The following is a 25,751-nucleotide window of genomic DNA, read 5'->3' on the forward strand; positions in this document are numbered from 1 at the left end:
CCGACGGTACGTCGGTCGACTTCGCCGGCAAGGACCTGACCAGCGGCGCGGCGATCAACCGCACCCTGACCGGCGTTGCCGCCGGCGCGGTCTCGGCCACCAGCGTCGATGCCATCAATGGGTCGCAGCTGCACGGCACCGCGCAGTCGGTGGCTGACGCCATCGGCGGCGGTTCCACGGTGGCCGCTGACGGCACGATCACCGCCCCGACCTACAACATCGGTGGCGTGGACCGTGACAACGTGGGTGATGCACTGGCCAACCTGGACCAGCGCGCCACCAGCAACAGCGACGGCCTGCAGGACCTGGGCGACAAGCTGGTCGATACCGGCCTGGTCGATGCCTCGGGCAACACCAAGGCGGCGGTGGTCTATGACCAGAACACCGATGGCACGCCGAACTTCGGTTCGGTGACCTTCGGCGATGCTGCCACCGGCCCGACCCAGCTGAAGAACGTGGCAGCGGCCACCGACGACACCGACGCGGTGAACTTCAATCAGCTGAAGGACTACGTAGCCACCAATGCCGCGGCCGATCCGCTGGCCGTGGCCTACACCGACGCGACCAAGGGCGAGATCGCTCTGGCCGGCACCGGCGGTACCGTGATCAGCGGCGTCAAGGCCGGCGAAGTCAGCGCCACCAGCGACGAAGCCATCAACGGTTCGCAGCTGCACGGCACCGCGCAGTCGGTGGCCGATGCCATTGGCGGCGGCGCCGCTGTGGGCACCGACGGCACGATCAGCGCACCGAGCTTCACCATCGGTGGCAGTGCGTACGACAACGTGGGCGATGCCTTCGGCGCGGTGGACACCTCGCTGGGTGACCTGGACGGTCGCGTCACCAGGAACGAAGGCGACATCACCACCATCAACACCCAGATCGGTGGCCTGACCAACGGCACCGTGGGTCTGGTGCAGCAGGCAGCTGCAGGCCAGAAGCTGACGGTGGGCAAGGACACCGACGGTACGTCGGTCGACTTCGCCGGCAAGGACCTGACCAGCGGCGCGGCGATCAACCGCACCCTGACCGGCGTCGCCGCCGGCGCGGTTTCGGCCACCAGCGTCGATGCGATCAATGGTTCGCAGCTGCATGGCACCGCCCAGTCGGTGGCCAATGCCATCGGCGGTGGTTCGGCCGTGGCCGCTGACGGCAAGATCACCGCCCCGACCTACAACATCGGTGGCGTGAACCGTGACAACGTGGGTGATGCTCTGGCCAACCTGGACCAGCGCGCCACCGACAACAGCGACGGCCTGCAGGACCTGGGCGACAAGCTGGCCGATACCGGCCTGGTCGATGCCTCGGGCAACAGCAGGGCGGCGGTGGTCTATGACCAGAACACCGACGGCACGCCGAACTATGGTTCGGTGACCTTCGGTGATGCCGCCACCGGCCCGGTCCGGCTGAAGAACGTGGCCAACGGTGTCGACGCAGGCGATGCGGTGAACATGAGCCAGCTGACTGCGGTGAGCAATGCCGCGGCCACGGCCAACCCGTATATCGCGGGTCGCGGCGCCAATGCCACCAACGCCGCACGTGCGGTCGGCCTGAACTCGGTGTCGCTGGGCAGCGGCTCGGTCTCCAGCGAGATCAATACGGTCTCGGTGGGTAATGCCACCAGCGGTCTGGTGCGCCGCATCACCAATGTCGACGATGGCCAGGCGCGCACGGATGCTGCCACCGTCGGTCAGTTGAATGACCTGGTGGTGGGTACCACCGCCCGCACGCAGCAGCAGTTGAACACGTTTGACTCGCGCCTGAGTGCACTGGGCATGAGCACTCAGTCGGCCGTGGACGATGCTTTCCTGAAGATCGACGGCCAGCCCACCGATGATGTGGCTACGGTGACGGCAGGAACCAATGCCATCGCCATGGGCTCGGGTGCCAACAGCACTGGCAGCTTCTCGGTGGCACTGGGTGCCGCTTCGGAAGCCACTGGCACCAGTGCGGTGGCCATCGGTGCTGAGGCCAAGGCGACCGCCAACGGCGCACTGGCCATGGGCCGCTCCACGGCCAGCGGTGGCAGCGCCGTGGCGCTGGGCAATGGCACCATCGCATCGGGCAACAATGCGCTGGCCGCAGGCTTCAATGCCAACGCCACCGGCACCAATGCGCTGGCCCTGGGCAACACCTCGCAGGCACTGGCCGACAACGCCATCGCCGTCGGCGCAACGGCCAATGTCAACGCGGCGGCTACCAACGCGATCGCCTTCGGTCGTGGTGCCACGGTCGCTGCTGCCGGGGTCAACTCCATCGCCTTGGGCGCCGGTTCGTTGGCCGACCGTGCCAACGCGGTGTCGGTGGGCTCTTCGGCCCAGCAGCGGCAGATCATCAATCTGGCCGAGGGTACCTCTGATAGCGACGCGGTGAACTTCGGCCAGCTGAAGCAGTACGTGGCGGCCAATGGCGGCAGCGGCGGTGCGGGCAACGCGCTGGCCGTGGCCTATGCCGACGCTGGCAAGGACAGCATCGCGCTGGAAGGTGCCGCCGGTACCGTGATCAGCAACGTCAAGGCCGGTGAAGTCAGTGCCACCAGCAGCGAAGCCACCAATGGTTCGCAGCTGCACGGTACGGCGCAGTCGGTGGCCGATGCTCTGGGCGGCGGTTCGGTGGTCAACCCCGATGGGTCGGTCAGCGCGCCGAGCTACCAGATTGGCGGCACCGACTACACCAACGTCGGTGACTCGTTCAAGGCAGTGGATGATTCGCTGACCAGCATGGATGGCCGTGTGACCCAGAACGAGGGTGACATCACCAACCTGGATGCCCGCGTCACCACCAACACCACCGACATCACCAACATCAACAACCAGCTCGGCGGCCTGGCCACCGGCACGGTGGGTCTGGTGCAGCAGGCAGCGCCGGGCGCCGGCCTGACCGTGGGCAAGGACACCGACGGCGACAACGTCAACTTCGCAGGCACCGCCGGTGCGCGCAAGCTGAGCGGCGTGGCCAACGGCGTGGACGACGCCGATGTGGCCACCATGGCGCAGGTGAAGGCCATGGGCCTGATCGACCCGAACAATGGTCGTGCGCTGGCTGCCCTGGTCTATGACGATGTCAGCCTGGCCCGCGCCACGCTGGGCGGTACCAATGGCACCATCATCGGCAACCTGGGTGATGGCCTGATCGCGGCCGGCAGCCGTGAGGCCGTCAACGGTGGCCAGCTGTGGAAGATGAACGCCGATCTGGAAGCCCGCTGGAGCGATCTGGACAGCCGCGTCGGCACCATCGAGAAGGGCGTAGCCGATGGCAGCATCGGTGGTGGCAATGGTGCCGCCCCGGGCACGGGTACGGGCATCGGCGCGCCGGGCGTCGGCGACGGTTCGCTGGTGATCGGCGACGGCAGCAAGGCTGACGGCGACGGTGCGATCGGTGTGGGCCGCGGCTCGGATGCCAGCGGTGACGGCTCGGTTGCCATCGGTGATGGCGCCACGGCCACCGGCAAGGACTCGATCGCCATCGGCAAGGGCTCCACCGCCGACGGTGACAACGAGTTCTCGGTCGGTTCGGAAGGCAACGAGCGGGTCATCCGCAACGTGGCCGCCGGCTCGCTGCCGACCGACGCGGTGAACATGCAGCAGATGGATGATCGCTTCAAGTCCGAGCGTCAGTACACCGACACCCGCTTCCAGGCAGTGGACAAGCGCATGGACCGCATGGGTGCGATCAGTGCGGCTTACGCTGGTATGGCGCTGAACACCGCCGGCCTGGAAGGTGACAACCGCGTAGGTGCCGGCCTGGGCAACCAGAACGGCCGTGCTGCACTGGCCGTGGGTTACCAGCGCATCCTGGGCGAGAAGAAGAACGTGTCTGTTTCGCTGGGCGGTGCCTTCAGTGGCAGCGAGCGCAGCGTGACCGCGGGTGCCGGCTTCAGCTGGTAACGCAGACGCGTAGGTGAAAGCGGAGGCGACGGCCTCCGTGCAGGAGCGGGGCCCGCGGTCGAAAGACTGCGGGCCCTTTTTTTTTGCAAAGCACGCGCCGGCTGTCGGCATGCACGGGTAGAGCCGACCCCACGGTCGGCTCCCGCGCGCAGCGCGGCAGGTGCAAAGCAATCTGACCGAAGAGCCGCCGACCGTGGGGTCGGCCCCGCAAAACGGCAATGGGTCCGGTACCGCTGCGGTTACAGGCTGCGGCTGACCGTGAAGCTGCCAAAGATCGGCGACTGTTCCTGTCCGTCGAACTCGCGGGTGCTGTGATAACGCGCCACGGCGAACTTCCAGCGGCCCTTCATCACGGCGATGCCGTAGCCGCCATAGGCAACCAGCGCGCGCTTGTTCACGCTGTGGCTGTTGCGGAAGGTATTGCCGTCCAGCGTGATGTCGCGGATCACCCAGGAGGCATCGGCAGTAGCGAACACGTGCCACGACCAACCTAGCGCGCGGCCGCCGCGCGTCGGTGCGGTGTTCTCGCCGGCCGGACGCAGCGGTGTACTGCCAAAGTCGTCAGGAAGCTTCCAGCCAAAACGCACCTCGCCGCCGCCGTTGGCATGGGTGGACAGGTTGCCGATCGCCCCACCGTAGTGACTGATCGCATCCCAGCCCCAGCCGGCGGCGTTGGCCGCGGCATCGGCCGGCCAGCGCCGCATCCGTTCGTGGGTCAACGCGAACACCGGTTCGTTGTGCAACTGGTTGTCCCAGCCCTGGAACTTCTCGTCGTCCAGCAGCGAGTGCACGGCATTCTGCACCTGCTTGCCCTGTGCCCAGGGGCCGACCACGCCCAGTGTCAACTGCGTGGTCTGCAGTCGGCTGTTGCGGCGCGCGTTGTAGCCGAACGTAGCCACCAGCACACCTGCGTAGGGGCGGTCGTCTTCGATGACGTCGCGTCGGGTGAAGTCCTTGGGGGTGAAGATGCCTTGGGCCAGACTGAAGATCATGTTCTGCTGCTCGAACTCACCTGGGCGCAGTGCTTCGAGACGGTTGTTGACCCAGCGTGCCAGTCGCGGCAGACACGGGTCATCGGTGTAGTCCATGACGTTGGGCGAGACCAGGGTGATCTGCGCGCCATTGGTGTAGCCCTGATCCTGATCGGCGCCGCCAAACAGATCGTTGTCCACGCGGAAATTGACCTGCGGTGGGTGCTCACGCATCGAGTCGGGGCCGCACTGGCTCGCAGCGAGCGCCGGCAGCGACGGCACGCCCGCCAGCAGGCCCGCGAGAACGACCACCCTGCGGCGGAGAGGCAACGAAAGTGGCATCGGCGTCATGTAATGTCGGAAGAGGCGTGCACACGGTACGCCGGCGTCCGTGATGACGCGAGCACGGTGGGTGGATCGATCTGTTCCTTACATCCATCGCGCCGTCGGACCAAATCTGCACACCTCATCGCGCCTTCTGGGTGATCTGGTTCACAGAATGAGTGGGCATCCTGTTTTTCCGATGGGTGCTTCGGCACATACCGACGGCGCTGATCGAGCCGATCAATTCAAGCTCTGCGCCGTGGCCGATGCGGCCGCACAGGCTGCCGGCCGTCGCCGGCAATGGTCGGCGCTGCCAGAAGCGGCGTCCTGATAGGGAGTAGACCCATGTTGAAGCTGCCGACTCTCCTGACGCGCACGCTGCTGCCGTCGCTGGTTGCCCTGGTGCTGTCCGGGGTCGCGCCCGACGCGTCGGCAGGGCTGCGCGACCGTCTTGGCATGGGCGGCAGGACGGGAACGGCTGACATTCCAACCTGTGCCAGACCGCTGGGCAGCCTCACCGTGCTCGAACCGGAAGACCGCCGTGACTGGTGGAGCGGCGAGCAGCTGCCGGCGCCGAGCCGCCTGATCAAGGCGTTCGTGAGCCGCTCGCGCTGCTTCACCCTGGTCGACCGTGGGGCAGGGCTGGAGCTGGCCAACCAGGAGCGCGCGCTGGGCGCGGCGGGACAGCTGCGCAACCGCTCGAACATGGGCAAAGGGCAGATACGGGCGGCCGATTACGCGCTGATACCGGACGTGGTGTCGCGCAACAGCGATGCCGGCGGTGGACGGATCGGTGGCGTGGTGAGCAGCCTGATCGGTGGCCGGGCCGGGAGCCTGGTGGGCGACCTCAGCCTGCGGCGCCGCACCGCTGACGTCACGCTGGCGCTGACCGATCTGCGCTCGTCCGAACAGGTGGCCGTGACCGAGGGCAATGCCCGTCGCACGGATCTGGGCTGGGCAGGGCAGGGCACGCTGTGGGGCGCAGGCGGGCTTGGGAGGCTGGGGCTTGGCGGCTACACCACGACCGAGATGGGCAAGGTCATTACCCTGGCCTACCTGCAGGCCTACCGGCAGCTGGTGAGCGAACTGGGTGGGCTGCCAGCCGATCCGGTCAAAGCTGCGGCCGCCCAGGCCGTGAGCCTGCTCAAGCCAGGGCGCCTGCTGGCCGACCCGCTGGGCAGCGGCGCGGCGGTGCGCACGCTGGAGGCCGGCCAACTGCTGTATCCCACGGGGACCAGGCAGGGGCGCATGTGGGAGGTGGACGATGAGATGGGCAACCGCGGCTGGGTCAGTGCGACGTTGCTGCAGCAGGCGCGGTAGGACGCCACCGACGCGGCCGCTGCGGCGCCTGCCCGGTCTGTGACGGCCGGGGCTTGGGTTCGGCGGCGGCCGTCCCCATAATCGCGAAATGGAAATCAAGTCCGACAACCCCGACCACGGCTTCCAGTTCCCCGGCCAGTTCGAGCTCAGTGCAATGGGCCCGGCCAACCGCGGGCTGGAGCATGAACTTCCGCGCCTGCTGACCGCTGCCGGCATTGATGTAGTGACCGAGCGTGTCAGCTGGAAGCACTCCTCCAACGGCAAGTACGTATCGGTGCGCATTGCGTTCAAGGCCGACAGCCGCGAGCAGTACGACGCCGCCCATGGTGCATTGCGCGAGCACCCGGAAGTGAAGTGGACGCTGTAACCGCGTCCTGCCCTGCCGGTACCGGCTTGACCGGTGCCACGCCGCGTACGGCCATCGTGCGCGACCTGGGTCGCCAGGCCTACGAACCGGTGTGGCGTGCCATGCAGCGCTTCACCGATGCGCGGGGCGACGACACCCCCGATGAGCTTTGGGTGGTCGAGCACAATCCGGTGTTCACCCTGGGCCAGGCCGGCAAGCCCGAGCATGTGCTGGCCGCCGGTGATATTCCGGTTCTGCACGTGGACCGCGGTGGCCAGGTGACCTATCACGGTCCAGGCCAGCTGGTGGTGTATCCGCTGCTGAAGCTGCCACGCCTGGGCGTGGGCGTCCGCGACTACGTCTGCCATATCGAACAAGCGATCATCGACACGCTTGGCGAATGGAACATCGGTGCCGAGCGCCGTGAAGGCGCGCCGGGGGTCTACGTCGCTGGCGCCAAGATCGCAGCATTGGGCATCCGCGTGCGCCGCGGCTGCACCTTCCATGGGCTTTCGTTCAACGTGGCCATGGATCTGGAGCCCTTCCACCGCATCAACCCCTGTGGCTACCAGGGGCTGCAGGTGACCTCGGTGGTAGACTTGGGCGGGCCATCCGGGATGGATGCGGTCAAGCGCGTCCTGCTGGACCAGCTGGCCCACCAGTTCGGGCTGCTGCTGCAGCCGGCCGCCGAGCTGCCTGACCTGGCTGCCTGAACCACCTGCCTTGCCACCATGCGGCCCGCGTGCCGCCGGGACCATCATGACTGAACAGACCGCCCGCACCATTCCCCTGCAGATGCTGCAGGGCGAAGCCGCTCCCGCCGCTGCGCCGCTGCAGACCGGTGTCAAACAGCTGGGCGGGGACAAGATCAACCGCTCGCCGGTGCAGTTCGCCGACGCGCCGGTGCTGCGCAAGCCTTCGTGGATCCGCGTGCGCATCCCCTCCGGCAATGCAGTGCAGAACCTGAAGGCCAAGCTGCGCGAGAACCGCCTGGTCACCGTGTGCGAGGAAGCCAGCTGTCCGAACATCCACGAGTGTTTCGGCCATGGCACCGCCACCTTCATGATCCTGGGCGAGGTCTGCACCCGTCGCTGCTCGTTCTGCGACGTGGCCCACGGCCGGCCGAAGCCGCCCGATGCCAATGAGCCGGCCAGCCTTGGCCAGACGGTGGCCGACATGGGGCTGAAATACGTGGTGGTCACCAGCGTCGACCGCGATGACCTGCGCGATGGCGGTGCCCAGCACTTCGTGGACTGCATCACCGCCATCCGCGAGAAGTCGCCGGGTACCCGGATCGAGGTGCTGACGCCTGATTTCCGCGGCAAGGGCCGCATGGAACGCGCCCTGGAGATTCTCGCGAAGAATCCGCCGGACGTGTTCAATCACAACATTGAAACCGTGCCCGACCTGTACCGCAACGTGCGCCCGGGCGCCGACTACCAGTGGTCGCTGAACCTGCTGAAGAACTTCAAGGCGCAGCACCCGGCCGTGCCGACCAAGAGCGGCATCATGCTGGGTCTGGGCGAGGAATTCGAACAGATCAAGGCCACCATGCGCGACCTGCGTGCGCACGATGTGGACATGATCACCATCGGCCAGTACCTGCAGCCGACCGCGCATCACCATCCGGTGCTCAAGTACTGGACGCCGGAAGACTACAAGGCACTGGAAGACTACGGCTATGAGCTGGGCTTCAGCCACGTGGCGTCGGGCCCGATGGTGCGCTCGTCGTACCACGCCGACGTGCAGGCCAAGGGCGCCGGCGTCGCCTGAGCGGGCGCCACTGCGGGGCTGCGTCCCGCGGCGGCGCGGCCGTGTTCACAATCTGCTACAGGGCCCGGTTTAGGCTGGGACAGCGGGTTTCTGAACGAGGGTGACATTGCCGGCAACTTTAGGCACTGTCATGGAGTCAGAACCCAGCGCAGTCTCTCCTTCGGCAAGGTGCCCAAGAGCCAGTCCATGAAATTCAAAGCCCCCGCATTCCTGTTTGCCCTGGCCCTGACCGCGCCGCTGGCACTGTCCGCCCAGGCCGAAGGCCCTGCGCTGCCGTCGGCAGCGACGGCCGACCAGGTGACCACCTCCAAGCTCGTCTATGGGCTGCTCTCTGACAGCCGCTACGCCTACCGCCCGCGTGCGCTCGATGAAGCCACCTCGCAGGATGTGTTCAAGCGCTATCTGGAAACCCTGGATGGCGGCAAGCAGTACTTCACGCAGGCTGACGTGGCCCGGTTCGCCCCGTTCGAGGCCAACATCGCTGCCGCGCTGCGGGGCGGCCAGCTGGAGCCGGCGTTCCAGGTGTTCTCGCTGTACAGGCAGCGGGTCGGCCAGCGGGTAGCCTACGCGCGCAGCCTGCTTCGGCAGGAGCCGGACTTCACCACCGACGAGCGCTTCGAGTACGACCGCAAGAAAGTGCCGTGGGCAGCCACCGATGCCGAGTTGAACGAGCTGTGGCGCAAGTCGGTCAAGAATGACTGGCTGCGGCTGAAGCTGGCCGGCAAGAAGCCCGACGAGATCCGCAGCACCCTCGACAAGCGCTACACCACGCTGGAAAAGTCGGTGAACGAACTGAAGGGCGAGGATGTCTTCCAGTTCTTCCTCAACGCCTATACCAGTGCTGTCGACCCGCACACCGATTACTTCACTCCGCGTACGGCGGAGAACTTCAACCAGGCGATGTCGCTCTCGCTGGAGGGCATCGGCGCCCAGCTGCAGCGGCAGGACGACATGGTGGTGATCCGTGAGGTCATCGCTGGTGGCCCGGCGGCAGTGGATGGCACCCTGAAGGTCGGTGACCGCATCGTCGGTGTCGGTCAGGGCCGTACCGGCCCGATCGAGGATGTGATCGGCTGGCGCATCGACGACGTAGTGGCAAAAATCCGTGGCGCCAAGGACACCGACGTCCGTCTGGAGTTCATCTCCGCCGAGGACGGTGTGGATGGCAAGCACCACACGCTGGTGTTGACCCGGCAGAAGGTACGGCTGGCCGAGCAGGCCGCCAAGGGCGAGACGCTGACCATTCCGGCGGGCGAGGGTGTACCCGAACGCCGCATCGGGGTGATCAAGCTGCCGACCTTCTACCAGGACTTTGAAGGCCGCCGTCGCAATGCCACCGACTACGCCTCCGCGACCCGCGACGTGGGCCGGCTGCTGGCCGGTTTCAAGAAGGACAAGCTCGACGGTGTGGTGCTGGACCTGCGCAACAACGGCGGCGGCTCGCTGGATGAGGCCATCGAGCTGACCGGCCTGTTCATCGAGCAAGGCCCGGTGGTGCAGGTGCGCGAATCCGGCGGCCGTGTCACCGTCAACAGCGATCGCAGCGCGGCCGTGGCGTGGGATGGCCCGCTTGCGGTGCTGATCAACCGCGGCTCGGCCTCGGCCTCGGAGATCTTTGCCGGCGCCATCCAGGACTACGGCCGCGGACTGGTGATCGGTGAGACCACCTTCGGCAAGGGCACCGTGCAGAACATCGTTGACCTGGACCGCTGGCCCAGCAGCGAGGGCAAGCGCTTCGGCCAGGTGAAGCTGACCATCGCGCAGTTCTTCCGCGTGAGCGGCAGCAGCACCCAGCACAAGGGCGTGGTTCCCGACCTGGCGTTCCCGGCCAGCGTGGATGCGACCGAGTATGGCGAAAGCACCTACGACAACGCGCTGCCGTGGACCCGTATCGCCGCCGTGCCGCACACGCAGTACGGCAACTTCGGCCCGCTGTTGCCGCGCCTGGAGGAGCGCCACGCCGCGCGCATCCGCACCGACCGCGAGTTCCAGTGGTGGAACGAGGACGTGGAGCAGTTCCGCGCCGAGGCCGCAAAGAAGTACATCTCGCTCAACGAGGCCGAGCGCCGCGCCGAGCGCGACCGCCAGGAGAACCAGCGCCGCGAGCGCCAGCAGGTGCGCAAGGAGCTGGGGCTGGACCTGGACCCGCTGGCCGATGACAGCAGTGACGATGGCCTGACCGGCAATGAACGCGACATCGTCAAGGATGCTGCGCGCGAAAAGGCCGCCGAAAAGCGTCCGGACCCGCTGCTGCGTGAGTCGGCCTCGATCCTGGCCGATGCGGTGAACCTGCTCGAGAAGGATCGCCCGCTGTCGGCGCAGGTGTTGCCGCAGTCCACCGGCGCGGGTCGCTGGGCGGACTGACCGCGTCGCCGGGGTTGCCCGGTATGCTGACTGGATGAACCGATGAACAATGCAGGGTCGGCCGCAGGGCCGGCCCTGTTCCGTTCTAGACCTGCTGCTTACGCCTGCCGCGTTAGGCTGCAGGGAGTCATTCTGCGGGAGCGCCCATGCGCCCTAGGTACCTGCTGATCCTGCCCCTCATCGGGGCCGCGCTGCTGGCCGGCTGCGGTGGCAAGGCGGCCGACAGCACCCTGCTGCGCGAGTCGTTCGACTCCGGTGACATGTTCTCGCGCACCGTTGACGGCACGCCGGCCCAGGCCTGCGAAGCCGCGCGGCGCACGCTGCTCAGCCAAGGCTATGCGATCGCCCGCAGCGGCGACGATCTGGTCGAGGCCAGCAAGAACTTCCAGCCCAGCGAGGACCACCATGAACAGCTGGTGCTGCGCGTGGCCTGCGCAGCACGCGGCGATCAGGCGCTGGTGTTTGCCAGCGCAGTGCAGGACCGCTACGCGCTGAAGAAGAGCCCGACCTCGGCCAGTGTTGGCGTTGGTGCGCTGGGGTCGGTCTCACTGCCGTTCGGCAGCAATGACGACTCCCTGGTCAAGGTGGCCAGCAGTACCGTGCAGGATGGCCAGTTCTACACGCGCTTCTTCCAGCGGCTGCAGCAGTTCCTGCCGGCTGCAGCGGCGTCCTCGCCACTGCCGCTGGACGCCGCATCGCCTGAGCCGCGTTGAGGTGTGGGGCAGGTCGTTCGGCCTGGCGCTGGCGCTGCTGGCAACGCCGGCGGCCAGCGCCGACTGCGGTCGTGCGCTGCTGCAGCGGCTGGGGTGGAGTTTCGAGGTCGCAGCGGTGGAAAGCCCGCAGGTGCATGGCGGGCTGGTCTGCACGCGCGCCTCCCTCCCGGCGGCCAAGGCCGGCGGCGACCTGCGGGTGCAGGTGCCAGCCGACCTGTCGCCCGCCAGGTGGCGGGCACTGGAGCGTCGGCTGCTCGACCATCCTGCCAGCCTCTGCGCCTACGCATTTGAACTCGGCGCCGCCGCGCGGCGGGCCGCAGACGCGTTGCAGGACAACCCCGGTTACCGTTTCTCCGCGCTGCAGATGGGCTGGATCGGATTTGGCTGGCAGGGCGCGAACGCACAGGGCTGGCGACGGACGGCCAGCTTCGGGCGCGGCTATCAGCCCAACGCTGGCAATGCACGGGCGCTGGATGCGTTCTACCACGGCCACGTTCGCAGCGAATGCGGGGTCGGGCGCCAGGTCGCGCAGCTGGCTACCCAGCGCGAGCTCTACGGCGACGCGGCCTTCGATGCCGAGTTCAGTCCGGCCGAGCTGAGTATCGGCACGTTCAACCAGCTGCATGGCACTGACAGCATCCTGCTGGGCGCTCAGCGCGGCGAGCTGTTTGCCGATGGCAAGGCGGTGCGCACCGCTGCGATGGGGCGACAGGCGTTCATGGGTGTGCCGGGCTTCATCGAGCACGCGCTCGGGCGCGAGACGCTGGACGATCTCAGCAACCAGGCCGAGAACTTCATCGTGGTCGATGTCGGCGAGCAGGCGGCGCAGGCACTGGCCGCGCAGGGCGGGTTCGCTGCATGGGACGCGCGCAATGCGCAACTGTGGGCGCTGTCGCGCCAGCTGCCCCGGCGCGGCGTGGCCTTTTTTGAGCGTCTGCTGCTGCAGCGCGATCCCGCGCTGCGCGCGGCGCTCAGTCCATCGCAGCAGGCGGTGGCACGGCAGATGGACGCGCTGCTGGACGATCCGTTCTACCAGCAGTTCCTCATCTATGTGCATCCGCGCGGTATAAAACCCATCGGCGACCACATCGTCCGCCTGCTCGACCGCAACCCGCGCACGCCGTACGTGATCGAGCTGGCGATGCACAACCTGCATACCACGCTGTACCGCCGCTGGCAGCAGGCGCAGCTGCGCCGCTGCGCTGGCGCAGAGCCAGACGTACCGACTTACACCACCGGGCCAGGACCATGAAGATGCCAACGCGACACGCCGGTCGGGCCCCCGCACACAAGGAACACTGATGGATATCGCAATGATCGGCCTGGGCCGGATGGGCGCCAACATGGCGCGTCGGCTTCAGCGTGGTGGCCACCGGGTGGTGGGCCAGGACCCCGGGGCGGAAGCCCGCGACGCAGTAGCCGCCGACGGCCTGGAGGTCGTGACGAGCCTGACCGAAGCGGTAGCCCTGTTGCCGCAGCCGCGCGTGGTATGGCTGATGGTGCCGGCGGGCGCGATTGTCGACCAGACGCTGGCGCAGCTGATGCCGCTGTTGTCACCGGGGGACGTGGTGATCGACGGCGGCAACTCCAACTACCAGGACTCGATGCGGCGCGCCGGTGAAGTGGCCATGCATGGCATCAACTACGTTGATTGCGGCACCAGCGGCGGCGTGTGGGGGCTGCAGGAAGGCTATTGCCTGATGGTGGGTGGCACGGAACAGGCCGTGGAGCAGGTCGCGCCGCTGCTGCGCAGCCTCGCCCCGGCACCCGACCGGGGCTGGGCGCGCGTGGGCCCCGCCGGTGCCGGCCACTTCACCAAGATGGTCCACAACGGCATCGAATACGGAATGATGCAGGCCTACGCCGAAGGCTTCGCGCTGATGGAAAAGAAGCACGAACTCGATCTGGACCTGGCCAACATTGCCGAGCTGTGGCGTCACGGCAGCGTGGTGCGTTCATGGCTGCTGGATCTGAGCGCACAGGCGCTGCAGCGCAACCCCGAGCTGGAGGGGATCGCCCCCTACGTAGCCGACTCAGGCGAAGGCCGCTGGACCGTCGCCGAAGCCATTGCGCTGGACGTACCAGCGCCGGTCATTACCCTGTCGTTGCTGGAGCGCCTGCGCTCCCGCCAGGAAAACGCCTTCAGCGACCGTCTGCTGGCCGCGATGCGCAACGAGTTCGGCGGCCACGCCATCAAGCCGGCTCTTCCCCCACCCCCGCGCATCAAGTAACACCCCAGCCAACGGCAGAAAGCGTGACGACCAACGGTCGTCACCTACCACGATCACCCAAACCCAAACCCCAAACCCGAACCCCAAATCCTGCTGGAAGGTTCGAGGTGTAGCGGCATCTTGCCTGTTCCCGCCGTCAATCGGGATGTGTCGAAGGTGGGGCGGTGAGGAATTGCGGGGTGTGGAGCGCCAGGGGCCGGCCGCATGCGTCCGGCGGGTTGGGCAGGAGCCCAACCCCGGTCTTGCCGTATGCGCAGGACAGCGCATACGAGCAAGGCGCGAGACAAGGCCCGCAGGGTGAGGGCGCTTTGCTTGCGAAGCACTGCTTCGCAAGCGCCCGAACGCACAGCCGCTTTGCGGCTGGGCCGGACCCCGGAGGGGCGGTTTTTGCCGTCCCCGCAAGTCCTCACCACCCCGCCTACCCTGGACACCACGCCCAGCCGATGCTTGTGCTCTCGCTCTCGCTCTCGCTCTCGCTCTCGCTTGAAGCCCGCCGCAGGCGCGGGTACCGGGCAGCGCCCGGTACCCCCCCTACAACAGGACCTGCCGACCCTGCTCGGCACTCAACCGCCCCGCATCAAGCAACTGCATCACCTGCAGCGCCTGCAGAGGCGTCACCTCCGGCGCCCCCCTCCCCGCGATCGCCTCGGCGAAGCGACGGTAAATCCGCCGGTAATCACCCCGGACCGTGTCCACGGGCCGCCGCCGCAGCTCACCTGCACCGTCGACCCAGCAGTGTTCGCCGTGGAGCGGGTCCAGCCCCCAGTCTGGTGCCCCGGGCGCCACCCCCGCGTTCAACTGCGCCTCCTGCACATCCTGCCCGTGCTTGAGCCAGCTTCCCGCCGTGCCGTGCACCCGATAACGCGCGCCCGGCGCCGTCACCAGCGAACCGGCATGCAGGAATGCCCGCATGCGCGGGTAGTGCAGCACCGCGTGGAAATAGTCGACGCCACCGCTGCCGCGCTGGCAGTCCAGGTCCACCGTGATGGCCGAAGGCAGCCCGAACAGCACCAGCATCTGGTCCAGCAGGTGCGGTGCCAGGTCGTACCAGAGGCCACTTCCGGGTGCATCCTGTTCGCGCCAACGCGGTCGCACCTGCGGACGGAAGCGATCGAAATGCACGTGGCACTCGGCAACATCGCCCAGGAGGCCGTCGGCGAGCAAAGCCTGCAACGTCAGAAAATCCGAGTCGAAGCGACGGTTCTGGAACACCGTGCAGATGCGCTGCCGGTCCGCGGCCAGCTTCAGCAGGTCGCGCGCCTGCGCGCTGTCCAGCGCAAACGGTTTGTCGACCAGCACGTGCTTGCCCGCCTTGAGCGCCTGCGCGGCCATCGGGGCGTGCAGTGCGTTGGGTGTGGCGATCACCACTGCGTCGACGCGCGGATCATCCAGCGCCTGCTCCAGCGTGTTGCAGATGCGGACATCGGTGAACTGTCGACGCAGGTCATCGCCACGCGAGCTGACCACGGTGTGCAGCGCCACACCACAGGTGTGTTCAATCAGTGGGGCATGAAAGAGGCGGCCGGCAGCACCGTAACCGACCAGCGCAAGCTGCAGAGGGGCGTCCATCCGGCGCTCCACGATGGGAACCCCAGCGTAGCGACGCGCGCCTTGCCCAACATGAATGGTTTCAGTCGCTGGCAGGTGGATTCACCCGCGCATCATGCCGCTGCCACGCGCGGTGGACGCCGGTCTGGCCACACTGTGCACACACACCGAGAGGAGGTAGGACGATGAAGCACATCAATCAGTTGACGATGGCAGCCGGTCTGGGTCTGCTGCTGGCCGCACCGCTTGCGCTGGCCAACGATCCGCCGCGTACCGATCGCCAGCACGATGGCCACGCCATGACCCACGCTGATCGCCACGACTCCAACGAGCCCGTCACCGACACCTGGATCACCACCAAGGTGAAGGCGGATCTGCTGACCAGCAGCAACGTCCCGGGTACTGAAGTCAAGGTGGAAACGGTCAATGGCGTCGTCAGCCTGAGCGGCACCGTGGCCAACCAGGCCGAGCATGACAAGGCGGTGACCACCGCACGCGGCATCAAGGGCGTGCAGCGCGTCGATGCGTCGGCTCTGCGTGTTGCGCCGATGGCCAGCCGCTGAGTTGAACCGGGCAGGCGACCCCTGCCCGTGATGTCGGCACCGTTCGATGTCTTTCCGTAATGCCGGGCCTTGCCCGGCATTACGCGTTCCGCGCCATCAGAAAGCGGTGGCTCCCCGTTTCATTGCCGCCCGGCGGGCCGCATTCCGCGCCGCAGGCCGGTAGCGCAGTTTGACGCTTGCGGTATATTGCAGGGCGTCACTACCTGCCAGGGGGAGGCAGGTGCTGTCAGGTCGGGCTGCCTGAGCCCGCGGGCTGGCTGATGAGGGGCTATGGAACGGGCACGGATCGAGCAGTTCCGCGATCGCTGGCGTATGCCGGCGCTGGTGTTGGTTGCCAGCGCGATCATCGTTGTGCCCTGGCTGGCCCAGCGCGCTCTGGAGGTCGACACTGCTGCCGCCCAGGCCTGGGAAACCCGGTCACGCGAAGTGGGTCGTCTGCTGGTGCAGTTGCAGGCCGATGTGCAGGACGTGGAGTCGTCTGCGCTGGTGCTCTCCAAGGGCGTGCAGGACGATCGCCTGCAGCAACGGCTTGCCCGCGGTGATCAGATTGCCGCCGTGCTGCAGCGCCTGGCCACGCTCAGCGCCGACAACCCGCCACAGCTGCTCACCCTCGGACGCCTGCAGGGTCTGCTTGACCAATGGCTGCAGGCTGCGCGCCAGGTGGCGGTCAGTTCGCCGGGCCGCGAGCAGGCCGCGCTGGTACAGGCCCTGACCACCCGCTACCCCGTGTCCGGCCTGGTGCAGCAGCTGCAGCGGGAAGAGGAGGTGCTGCGGGTTCAACGCGCGGGCAAGCTGGAGCGGCAACGTCAGCAGGCCGTGCAGATGGCCTGGGTCACCTTGACGGCGCAGCTGGCGCTGGTCGCGCTCGTACTTTGGCTGCTGCATCGGCAGCGGAACAAACGCGGGCTGGCCGAACTGCGCTCACGCCGTGCCTCCGCGCGCGCCGCCGCCGTGCTCGACACCGTACGCGAGCCCATCGTGCTGCTCGATGCCCAGCTGGTCGTACGCCTGCACAACCCGGCCTTTGCCGCGCTGTACCGGTTGCCGGACAGCGGTACCGACGGCGTATCGCTGCAGGACATCGGTCAGGGTGTCTGGCGGGATCCTGCGCTGTGCCAACGCTTGCGCGACGTACTGGCGCGCGATCGCGAACTCTGGGATTTCGAACATGCACAGCGCAGCGACGACGGCAGTACCCGGCACATGGTGATCAACGCGCGCCGGATGCCGGTGCCGGACGCTGACCAGCCCATGGTGTTGATGACCCTCAGCGACGTGACCGTGCAGCGCACCGTGCAGGTGCAGGTGCAGGAATTGAACCGGCAGCTGGAAGGCAAGATCGCCCAGGTGTCGGAGGTGAACCGTGAGCTTGAGGCGTTCAGCTATTCGGTGTCGCACGACCTGCGGGCGCCGTTGCGCCATGTCGCCGGTTTTTCGGACAAGCTCGGCCGGCATCTGGCGGGCCAGGCCGATGAGAAGACGCTGCACTATCTGGATGTCATTTCCGGTTCGGCACGGCGTATGGCCGCGCTGATCGACGACCTGCTGGTCTACTCGCGGCTGGGCCGGGCGGCGATGCGTCTGCAGCCGTTGGACATGCAGTCGATGGTGGCCGACACGCGCGCGTTGCTCGATGCCAACCTGAAGGCCGACGCCGAGCAGGGTGAAGCTGCGTGCCGTGTGGAGTGGCGGATCGACGCGCTACCGGTGGTCGTTGGGGATGAGAACATGCTGCGCCAGGTGTGGTTGAACCTGCTTGGCAATGCGGTGAAGTATTCGGCGCGCAGCCAGCCGCCGCGGGTGAGCGTGGTGCATGCGCTGCAGGCCGACGGCAGTCATCTGTTCACTGTGAGCGACAACGGCGCAGGCTTCGACATGGCGCACGCCGGCAGACTGTTCGGCGTGTTCCAGCGGCTGCACAAGGCCAGCGATTATCCAGGCACCGGCATCGGGTTGGCCACGGTGCGTCGCGTGCTCACCCGCCACGGCGGCAAGGTCTGGGCCGAGGCCGCCCCCGGGCTCGGCGCGCACTTCCATTTCACGTTGCCCGCCATGCTGGATCCTGACCACCCGGAGCGTGCTCCATGACCGTATTACGCACCATCCTGCTCGCCGAGGACAGCGAGGCCGACGCCGAGATGGCCATCGACGCGTTGAAGGACGCCCGGCTGGCCAATCCCATCGTGCATGTGGAAGACGGCGTGGATGCCATGGACTACCTGCTGCGTCGTGGCGCATGGAGTGCCCGCGAAGAAGGGCTGCCGGCGGTGCTGCTGCTGGATATCAAGATGCCGCGCAAGGATGGCTTGGAGGTGCTGCGCGAAATCCGCGCGCATGCGCAGCTCAAGCGCCTGCCGGTGGTGATCCTGTCCTCGTCCAGCGAAGAAAGTGACCTGGCGCGCAGCTGGGACCTGGGCGTCAACGCCTACGTGGTCAAGCCCGTGGACGTGGCGCAGTTCTTTGTTGCCGTGCAGACCCTGGGTACGTTCTGGGGAGTCATCAATCAGAATCCGGAGCAAGAGCAAGGCCATGCCGACGCACACCGCTGAGCCGCAAGAACTGCGCATCCTGCTGGTGGAAGACAGTGCCGAGGATGCCGAGCTGATGATCGATCAGATACGGGAGGCGGGCATAAACGGCCGCTTCCAGCGCGTGGAAAGCGAGGTTGAACTGCAGCAGGCGCTGGCCGCGGGTGTGCCCGACATCGTGCTTTCTGACCTGAGCATGCCTGGCTTCACCGGCTTCGAGGCGTTGCATCTGGTGCGGCGTGTCGATCCCGAGCTGCCCTTCATCTTCGTCTCCGGGACCATGGGCGAAGCCTCGGCGCTGGCGGCGCTTCGCCACGGCGCCAACGACTACATCATCAAGCACCAGCCAGCGCGGCTGCCCTCGGCCGTGCTGCGCGCGGTCGGCGATGCGCGGGCAGTGCGTGAGCGGCGCCGGGTGGAAACCGAACTGATGCGCGCCCAGCGCCTGGAGAGTCTGTCGCTGCTGGCGGCCGGGCTGAGTCACGACCTGCGCAACATCCTGCAGCCGCTGCTGATCATGCCCGAGCTGCTGAAAGCGCGCACCGAGGACAAGCAGCTGCATCACATGGCCGATGTCATCGCCGAATGCGGACGGCGTGGCCACGAGATGGCCGAGTCGATGCTTTCCTTCGTGCGTGGTTCGCGCAAGGCCAGTGAGCACATCCGCATCCAGCATCTGTTCGACGCAGTGGCCCTGCTGCTGCGCAGTACCCTGCCCGCATCGGTGCAGCTCAAGGTCGAGGTGGATGATCCGGCACGTTCGGTGGATGCCAACTACACCGAGCTGCAGCAGGTGCTGTTGAACCTCGCGCTCAATGCGGTGCAGGCCATGCCCGAGGGCGGCAGTCTGTTTCTGCGTGCACGCGCGCAAGGGCAGACCCTGTGCATGGAAGTGGAGGACGAGGGCATCGGCATGGATGCGCAGACGTTGGAGCAGCTGTTCAGCCCGTTCTTCACCACCAAACCGAACGGCACCGGGCTGGGCCTGATGTCCTGCAAGCGCATTGTCGAAGGCTGCGGTGGCAGCATCGCGGTACGCAGCGTAGTGGGGCAGGGCACGTTGTTCGCGCTGCGCTTGCCGCTGGCCGTGGAGAGCGCAGCGACCGAGCCGGCAGAGCGGCAGGAAACCGCGATGACTCTGGGCAACGGCCAGCAGATTCTGGTTGTGGACGGTGAGGCCACCCGGCTGTCGTTGCTGGGCAACGCACTGTCCAGCCAGTCCTATCAGATGCACCTCGTCTCCGACGGAGCAGCTGCGTTGCGCTGGATGCAGCGCCAGGGGATGCCCGCGATGGTGATCGTCGACGGTGGACCCCGCTGCCTGGCCGCCAGTCATCTGCTTGCCGAGATGGCAGCGCTCGGCTACGCCGGGCCTGCGCTGGTGTTGTGTGAGGACACGGTAGCCGCCAGCGCACTGGCGGCGTTGCCGGGCAGGGTGCGGTTGCTGCCCAAGCCGCTGGAAATGCAGCAGGTCTTCCGCGCGGTCGCCGAGGGTCTGGCTGGCACCTGATTTTCGTGTCAGGTGACAGCACGGATGTGGGACTGCGGCAGGTGCCCTATCATGTACGCCCCACCACAGGAACGTCGCCTGCGGGCGATGCTCCGCCAGACCCGCCAAGAAACCGCATGACCACCGTGCTTTTGAGCCTGGGCAGCAACGTCCAGCCCCGCCGCTACCTGCACGCTGCGGTTGCGGCATTGGCCGAGCGCTTTGGCGCGGTGGTCGTTTCACCGAGCTACCGCACGGCAGCGGTGGGGTTCGAGGGCCCGGCCTTCCTCAACAATGCGGTGATGCTGCAGACCGACATGCCGCTGCAGGAGCTGGATGACTGGCTGCATGCGCTGGAGGATGCGCACGGGCGTGATCGCAGTGGCCCTCGTTTTTCCGATCGGACCCTGGACGTGGACGTGGTGTTCTACGGTGATCTGGTGGTAGAGGGGCCGGGCCATCTGCGCATCCCGCGCCCAGAGCTCAAGCACGCATTCGTGCTCAAGCCGCTGGCCGATATCGCCCCGGATTTTGTCGATCCGGTCAGTGGCCTGACCCTCGCGGCGCTGTGGCGCGCGCATCGGCAGCATGATGAGGTTTTCGAGACCGTGGAACTGGCGCCCGACGCCGACTGACCCGTCCATGGCACCGGCGGGTCATCGAGGAGACGACCGCACGATCGGCTCCCGCGCGCAGCGCGGTTGGGTCGGGCAGCTGCTGCTGCGTCCGGTCGCGCAGCGGTAGCAGCACCGGTCAGGTCAGGGTGCGGCCACCATCCACTCGCAGGGTGTGCCCGGTGACGAAGTCGGCGCCGGCAATCAGCCAGTGCACGGCTTCGGCGATCTCGTCCACGGTACCGGTGCGCGCCAGCGGCGTGCGCGCCAGCAGCGCCTGGCGGGCGAAGTCATCCTTGCCCTGTTCGGGCCACAGAATCGCACCGGGCGCCACCGCATTGACCCGCACCTTTGGCGCCAGTTCCAGCGCAAGGCTGCGTGTGACCATCTCCAGCGCGGCCTTGGCCATGGTGTAGGCGGCGTGGTCACGCATCGGGTCGGTGCCGTGCAGGTCGGTGAGGTTGACGATGCACCCCTGGCTGCGCCGCAGATGCGGTGCCGCCGCCTGCGCCAGCAGCAACGGCGCGCGCGCGTTGACCGCGTACAGGTCGTCGATCTGCTCGGCGCTGATCTGGCCCAGCGGGGTCGGGTAGAAGTTGGACGCATTGTTGACCAGCACGTCGAGCTGGCCGAAGTGGGCAACGGCCTGTTCAACCAGATCAGGCACGGTGTCGGCCTGGCGCAGGTCCGCCTGCAGGGCCAGTACGCTGCCCGGTACGGCACTCTCGAAACTGAAAGCCAGCTGCTGCAGTTCTTCGCTGGACCGGTTGGCATGCAGCACCACGCGGTAGCCGGCAAGGTGCAGACGCCCGGCAATGGCCGCGCCAATACGGCGCGCGCTGCCGGTGATCAGGGCGACGGGGGCAGGGGCGGTCATCGGTGCTCTCCAAGGCTCGGCTATCCTGTACCTATTGTCACCGCATTCGAAGACACCATGCAGCCCAACTTCCCCTTGCCCGATGCCGATGCCCTTGCCCATAGCGCGCAGCTGGCGGCGGGCCTGCGCGATGAAATCACCCGCCAAGGCGGGGCGATCCCGTTCTCCCGGTTCATGGAGCTGTGCCTCTATACGCCCGGATGGGGGTATTACAGCGCAGGTGCCAGCAAGTTCGGCGCCAGCGGCGACTTCACTACCGCACCGGAAATGGGCAGCCTGTTTGCGTCAACGGTGGCCAACGCGCTGGCGCCGGTATTCCAGCAGCTGCAGGGCCCGGCGCGGCTGCTGGAGCTGGGCGGCGGCAGCGGTGCCTTCGCCGAAGCGGTGCTGCTGCGGCTGGCCGAGCTGCAGGCGCTGCCAGCGCGCTATGCCATCCTCGAGCCCAGTGCGGATCTGCGCGAGCGGCAGCAGCAGCGGCTGCGGCAGAACCTGCCTGAGGCGCTCGCCAGCCGCGTCGAGTGGCTGGATCGCCCGTTCGATGACGACTGGGAAGGTGTGGTCTTTGCCAACGAGGTGATCGACGCCCTGCCTACACCGCGCTTTCTGATCAAGGACGGCGAAGTCTACGAAGAGACCGTGGAGCTGGACGCGCAGGGCGGCTTCGTGCGCGGGGCGCAGCCGGCCGACATGCTGCTGCACCAGGCAGTGCGTCATCTGGAGCGCTATCTCAAGCGTCCGTTCGCCGACGGTTACCGCTCCGAGCTGCTGCCGCAGCTGCCGTACTGGCTGCAGGCGGTGGCCGGCGGACTGCAGCGCGGTGCGCTGCTGTTTGTCGACTACGGCTACAACCGCGCCGAGTTCTATCAACCCGAACGCGACGACGGCACGCTGCGCGCGTTCTACCGCCACCACGTGCACAACGAGGTGCACCTGTGGCCGGGGCTGCAGGACATCACCGCCTCGGTGGATTTCACCGCCATGGCCGAAGCAGGCCTGCACGCGGGTTTTGATCTTGCCGGCTATTGCAGCCAGGCCAGCTTCCTGCTCGGCAATGGTCTGGACCAGTGCCTGGCGCTGGCCGACGAGCGCACCGACGACGTCGGCCGCGTACAGCTGCGCGACCAGTTGAAGAAGCTGACCCTGCCCAGTGGCATGGGTGAGCGCTTCCAGGTCATCGGGTTGCAGCGTGAGGTGGACTTCGAGCCGGCCTTCGAGCTGGGTGACCTGAGCTGGCGACTGTGACAGCAGCACTGTGCCTCAAACCGCTGCGGCGCCCGGTGCTGTGGGCCAGCCTGTGGTGGCTGGCCGTGCTGGGGCTGGTGGTGGTCTGCCTGATGCCACCGCCGCCACTGGCGCTGCCGGCAGGCAGTGACAAGGTTGAACACTTTCTCGCCTATTTCCTTCTGGCTGCCAGTGCGGTGCAGCTGTATCGCGGCGGACGCCCGTTGCTGTGGGTCGGGCTCGGGCTGGTGCTGCTGGGCATTGGCATCGAGTTCGCGCAGGGCGCGTTGACCGCGACCCGTGTGGCCGACCCCTTTGATGCGGCGGCCAACACCGTCGGCGTGCTGGCGGGGCTGGCCACCGCGCTGACGCCGCTGCGGGACCTGCTGCTGCGGTTGAAGGGGTGATGGCACAAGCCACGGCAGGTGGCGTGGGGTGAGGTCGGCAACGGCAACGGCGTGACGACCAACGGTCGTCACCTACCGAAAGCCACGGCCGCAGCGTTGTACTCAGCGCGGCTGCAGGGTCACTTCGTCCAGCACCCACATCGTCGGCCGCGTGTCGCCGGTGAAATTGATGCACAGGTCAGCGATCCCCGCTGAGCCGCTCGGCAGCTTCGCCTCCAGCGAGACGAACCCATCCGCGTCCGGACGTGCGGGCAGAGCCACCTCGGCCAACGCGGGCCCCTTGCAGTCGCCGCGGCGGATCCTCATTTCACCGTGCGCGCGCTGCGCCAGCTCGAACTGACGGTTCGCCTCGTCATGCGCCAGCTGGAAGTAGTAGGGAATATTGCCCGCGCGCACCCGCACGTTCGCGATCCCGTCCAGGTCGGCGGCCGGCCAGCGCCAGCAGGGATTGAAGATGTCCACGTTGAACACCGCTCGCGGACCGTCGGCCGGGCCATCGTCTTCCAGTCGCAGCACCAGCTTGCCCGAGTCGGGACAGGTGGCCAGCTGCTGGTGGCTGCGGCTGAGCAGCGATTGCGCGGTATAGCGGACCTGTGTCGCCGCTTCGGCCAGCGGCTCGCCCTCGAAGAACGCCGCGGCATTGACCGTCACTGGCACGGGGGCATGCAGCGGCTGCGTGTACAGCGGCGACTGCGCGGTTACCGGCGTGCCGTCGGTGCTGTACCGCACCTCATAGCCCAGCGGGTTGGCCAGGGTGATGTCGACGGTGCCGGCACTGCGCTGGTTCTGCATCTGCACGTCCACTTCGAAAGGCGTCTGCGCATACGCCAGGCCCCACGCGCGGTAACGCTCAAGCTGGGCGGGCAGGCGCGCCAGGAAATCGCCGAAGTCGCGACGGTCGGCGGGGCTCCAGCCGGTTTCCGCCACCGCGGCCAGGCGCGGGAACAGGTTGTGCTGCAGGCGCGCGAAGCTGCGCGTGTGCTCGGTGAACATATTGGCCTGCAGGCCCAGGATGTGGTGCTGCTTGTCGGCGGGCAGGGTGGCCGGCACCGGCTCGAAGGTGTAGACCTTGGCCAGGTCGACCTGCAGCGGCCGGCCCGGTGGTTCGTTGGGCGAGGCGGTCTGCAGATAATCCAGATACAGATGGGTGACCGGGGACATGACCACGTCATGGCCGCTGCTGGCCGCCGCCAGGCCGCCTTCGGTGCCGCGCCAGGACATCACCGTGGCCTGCGGTGGCAGGCCGCCCTCGAGAATCTCGTCCCATCCGATCAGGCGCCGGTCGTGCTGCTCGAGAAACGTCTCCAGCCGCTTGATGACATGGCTCTGCATGGCCATCTCGTCGGCGGCACCGAGCTCTCGCATGCGCTGCTGGACGCGCGCCGAGGCGATCCACTGGTCCTTGACCGCCTCATCGCCGCCCACGTGTACATAGCGGGCAGGGAACAGGGCAATGACTTCCTCGAGCACGTTTTCCAGAAAGACAAAGGTGTCTTCTTCCACATTGAACAGGTTGGGAAACACGCCCCATTCGCTCAAGGGTTTCAAGGGCGTGTCCAACACGCCCAGTTCGGGATAGGCCGCAATGGCGGCAGTGGCGTGCCCGGGCACATCGATTTCCGGAATCACCTGGATGTGCCGCTCGCCGGCATAGGCGATGACCTCGCGGATCTGCTCCTGGGTGTAGTAACCGCAGTAAGGGCGCTCGGCGCCCGTCACCGGGTCGCGTCCGCCATCGCCGGCCGGCAGACGGCAGCTGCCCACTTCGGTCAGCTTCGGATAGCGCTTGATCTCCATGCGCCAGCCCTGGTCATCGGTGAGGTGCCAGTGCAGGGTGTTGAGTTTGTGCGCGGCCATCGCATCGATGACCTGCCTGATCTCCTCCAGACTCTGGAAATGCCGGGCCGAGTCGAGCATGAAACCGCGCCAGGTGAAACGCGGGCCGTCCTCGATGGTCAGCGCAGGCACCTTGCCCGCGCTGCCGCCGGTCGCCAGCTGGGCCAGGGTGGTCGCGCCGTAGAACAGACCCGCTTCATCCACCGCGCGCACCACGATGCCGTGGCTGTCGCTGTGCAGGCTGTAGCTTTCCGGGCCCATCGCCGGTTTCGGCGACAGTTCGAAGCGCACGCCATCATTGCCACGCCCGCTGGCCAGCGTCAGCTGCGGGCCGCCGCTGCGCGCCAGCAGCGTGGCGAACTGGGTGGCAACGCGACGGGCGGCCTCGCCCTGCGCCCGCAGCGGCGTGGTGGCAGCCAACGCGTAGCCGCTGCCACGGCCGGGTTCCACGTTCACCGGCGCGGGAATCAGCATCAGGCTGCCGGCGCGCAGCCGGGGGCCAGAGGCCTGTGCGTCAGGCGCTGGGTCCGCCTCGGCCCGTGCCGGGGCCGCAGGCAGGGTGGCCAGCAGGCCGGCGAGCAGGCTCACCTGTAGAGCGGTGGCGCGCAGCTGGGCGCGGGTAGGCGTGGTCATCGGAAAGACTCCTGTGAGCAGCAGCGGGATGCGGTCGTGCGAAAAAAAGCCGGGCCCGGAATGATCCAGGCCCGGCGTGCTTGCGGAACTGCAGATTGTGTGGTGAAGG

20 protein-coding genes are annotated in these 25,751 nt (G+C 67.3%); 16 read left to right on the forward strand and 4 right to left on the reverse strand.

The genetic code is table 11. The annotated features are described in order from the left end of the window. On the forward strand, positions 1–3,884 hold a 3,884-nt coding region (locus RZA67_RS02000), incomplete at its 5' end, for a YadA-like family protein (RefSeq protein WP_317210849.1). A gap of 239 nt (positions 3,885–4,123) precedes the next feature. On the opposite strand, the gene RZA67_RS02005 is transcribed toward RZA67_RS02000, so the two are convergent. Beyond that, positions 4,124–5,197, reverse strand: a complete 1,074-nt coding sequence (locus tag RZA67_RS02005) for a lipid A deacylase LpxR family protein (RefSeq protein ID WP_317210850.1) — start codon at positions 5,195–5,197, stop codon at positions 4,124–4,126. Between the two features lie 327 nt (positions 5,198–5,524). Here RZA67_RS02005 and RZA67_RS02010 point away from each other — a divergent pair, with 327 nt between their 5' ends. The 8 genes from RZA67_RS02010 to gnd all read left to right on the forward strand — a co-directional run bounded on the left by RZA67_RS02010 (position 5,525) and on the right by gnd (position 13,926). Beyond that, a complete protein-coding gene (locus tag RZA67_RS02010) occupies positions 5,525–6,499 on the forward strand; it encodes a CsgG/HfaB family protein (protein WP_317210851.1) in 975 nt (324 codons plus the stop codon). 88 nt (positions 6,500–6,587) lie between these two features. Then, positions 6,588–6,866: a YbeD family protein gene (locus RZA67_RS02015; protein ID WP_317210852.1), complete on the forward strand. Its 279-nt coding sequence runs from the start codon at positions 6,588–6,590 to the stop codon at positions 6,864–6,866. After that, positions 6,854–7,558, forward strand: a complete 705-nt coding sequence (gene lipB, locus RZA67_RS02020; protein WP_317210853.1) for a lipoyl(octanoyl) transferase LipB — start codon at positions 6,854–6,856, stop codon at positions 7,556–7,558. The genes RZA67_RS02015 and lipB overlap by 13 nt, the downstream gene beginning before the upstream one ends. Before the next feature lie 46 nt (positions 7,559–7,604). Next, entirely contained in the window at positions 7,605–8,618 is a 1,014-nt protein-coding gene (lipA, locus tag RZA67_RS02025) for a lipoyl synthase (protein WP_317210854.1), read from the forward strand. Positions 8,619–8,804: 186 nt separating this feature from the next. Then, positions 8,805–10,982, forward strand: a complete 2,178-nt coding sequence (locus RZA67_RS02030; RefSeq protein ID WP_317210855.1) for a carboxy terminal-processing peptidase — start codon at positions 8,805–8,807, stop codon at positions 10,980–10,982. 146 nt (positions 10,983–11,128) lie between these two features. Further along, the gene (locus RZA67_RS02035; protein WP_317210856.1) at positions 11,129–11,695 is read left to right on the forward strand and encodes a DUF2242 domain-containing protein; all 567 of its coding nucleotides are present in this window, start codon (positions 11,129–11,131) and stop codon (positions 11,693–11,695) included. Position 11,696: 1 nt separating this feature from the next. Further along, the gene (locus RZA67_RS02040; RefSeq protein ID WP_317210857.1) at positions 11,697–12,947 is read left to right on the forward strand and encodes a hypothetical protein; all 1,251 of its coding nucleotides are present in this window, start codon (positions 11,697–11,699) and stop codon (positions 12,945–12,947) included. A gap of 49 nt (positions 12,948–12,996) precedes the next feature. Further along, entirely contained in the window at positions 12,997–13,926 is a 930-nt protein-coding gene (gene gnd, locus RZA67_RS02045; RefSeq protein WP_317210858.1) for a phosphogluconate dehydrogenase (NAD(+)-dependent, decarboxylating), read from the forward strand. A 531-nt stretch (positions 13,927–14,457) separates the two neighbouring features. Here gnd and RZA67_RS02050 read toward each other — a convergent pair. Next, positions 14,458–15,495: an oxidoreductase gene (locus RZA67_RS02050; RefSeq protein WP_317210859.1), complete on the reverse strand. Its 1,038-nt coding sequence runs from the start codon at positions 15,493–15,495 to the stop codon at positions 14,458–14,460. A gap of 164 nt (positions 15,496–15,659) precedes the next feature. On the opposite strand from RZA67_RS02050, the gene RZA67_RS02055 reads away from it, so the two are divergent. From RZA67_RS02055 to folK, 5 genes are all read left to right on the forward strand, one after another. After that, the gene (locus tag RZA67_RS02055) at positions 15,660–16,037 is read left to right on the forward strand and encodes a BON domain-containing protein (protein ID WP_317210860.1); all 378 of its coding nucleotides are present in this window, start codon (positions 15,660–15,662) and stop codon (positions 16,035–16,037) included. A gap of 270 nt (positions 16,038–16,307) precedes the next feature. Continuing rightward, positions 16,308–18,125 carry an ATP-binding protein gene (locus tag RZA67_RS02060; RefSeq protein WP_317210861.1) on the forward strand — a complete coding sequence of 606 codons (1,818 nt, stop codon included), beginning with the start codon at positions 16,308–16,310 and terminating at the stop codon, positions 18,123–18,125. After that, a complete protein-coding gene (locus RZA67_RS02065; RefSeq protein WP_317210862.1) occupies positions 18,122–18,586 on the forward strand; it encodes a response regulator in 465 nt (154 codons plus the stop codon). The genes RZA67_RS02060 and RZA67_RS02065 overlap by 4 nt, the downstream gene beginning before the upstream one ends. Then, positions 18,567–20,075: an ATP-binding protein gene (locus RZA67_RS02070; RefSeq protein ID WP_317210863.1), complete on the forward strand. Its 1,509-nt coding sequence runs from the start codon at positions 18,567–18,569 to the stop codon at positions 20,073–20,075. The genes RZA67_RS02065 and RZA67_RS02070 overlap by 20 nt, the downstream gene beginning before the upstream one ends. 116 nt (positions 20,076–20,191) lie before the next feature. Next, complete coding sequence (gene folK / locus RZA67_RS02075; RefSeq protein WP_317210864.1) at positions 20,192–20,689, forward strand: 2-amino-4-hydroxy-6-hydroxymethyldihydropteridine diphosphokinase; 498 nt, start codon at positions 20,192–20,194, stop codon at positions 20,687–20,689. A gap of 118 nt (positions 20,690–20,807) precedes the next feature. Here the strand turns inward: folK and RZA67_RS02080 are convergent, their stop codons facing one another. Further along, entirely contained in the window at positions 20,808–21,545 is a 738-nt protein-coding gene (locus RZA67_RS02080) for a pteridine reductase (protein WP_317210865.1), read from the reverse strand. Between the two features lie 57 nt (positions 21,546–21,602). On the opposite strand from RZA67_RS02080, the gene RZA67_RS02085 reads away from it, so the two are divergent. After that, a complete protein-coding gene (locus tag RZA67_RS02085; RefSeq protein WP_317210866.1) occupies positions 21,603–22,787 on the forward strand; it encodes an SAM-dependent methyltransferase in 1,185 nt (394 codons plus the stop codon). After that, positions 22,784–23,173, forward strand: coding sequence for a VanZ family protein (locus RZA67_RS02090; protein WP_317210867.1), 390 nt, complete (start codon positions 22,784–22,786; stop codon positions 23,171–23,173). Before RZA67_RS02085 ends, RZA67_RS02090 begins: the two co-directional genes overlap by 4 nt. 102 nt (positions 23,174–23,275) lie before the next feature. On the opposite strand, the gene RZA67_RS02095 is transcribed toward RZA67_RS02090, so the two are convergent. Beyond that, positions 23,276–25,642 (reverse strand): family 20 glycosylhydrolase, encoded by a 2,367-nt coding sequence (locus RZA67_RS02095; protein ID WP_317210868.1) that lies wholly within the window; start codon positions 25,640–25,642, stop codon positions 23,276–23,278. Positions 25,643–25,751: the final 109 nt, after the last annotated feature.

The sequence above is a fragment of the Stenotrophomonas sp. C3(2023) genome (assembly GCF_032911385.1).
Taxonomy (GTDB): Bacteria; Pseudomonadota; Gammaproteobacteria; order Xanthomonadales; family Xanthomonadaceae; genus Stenotrophomonas.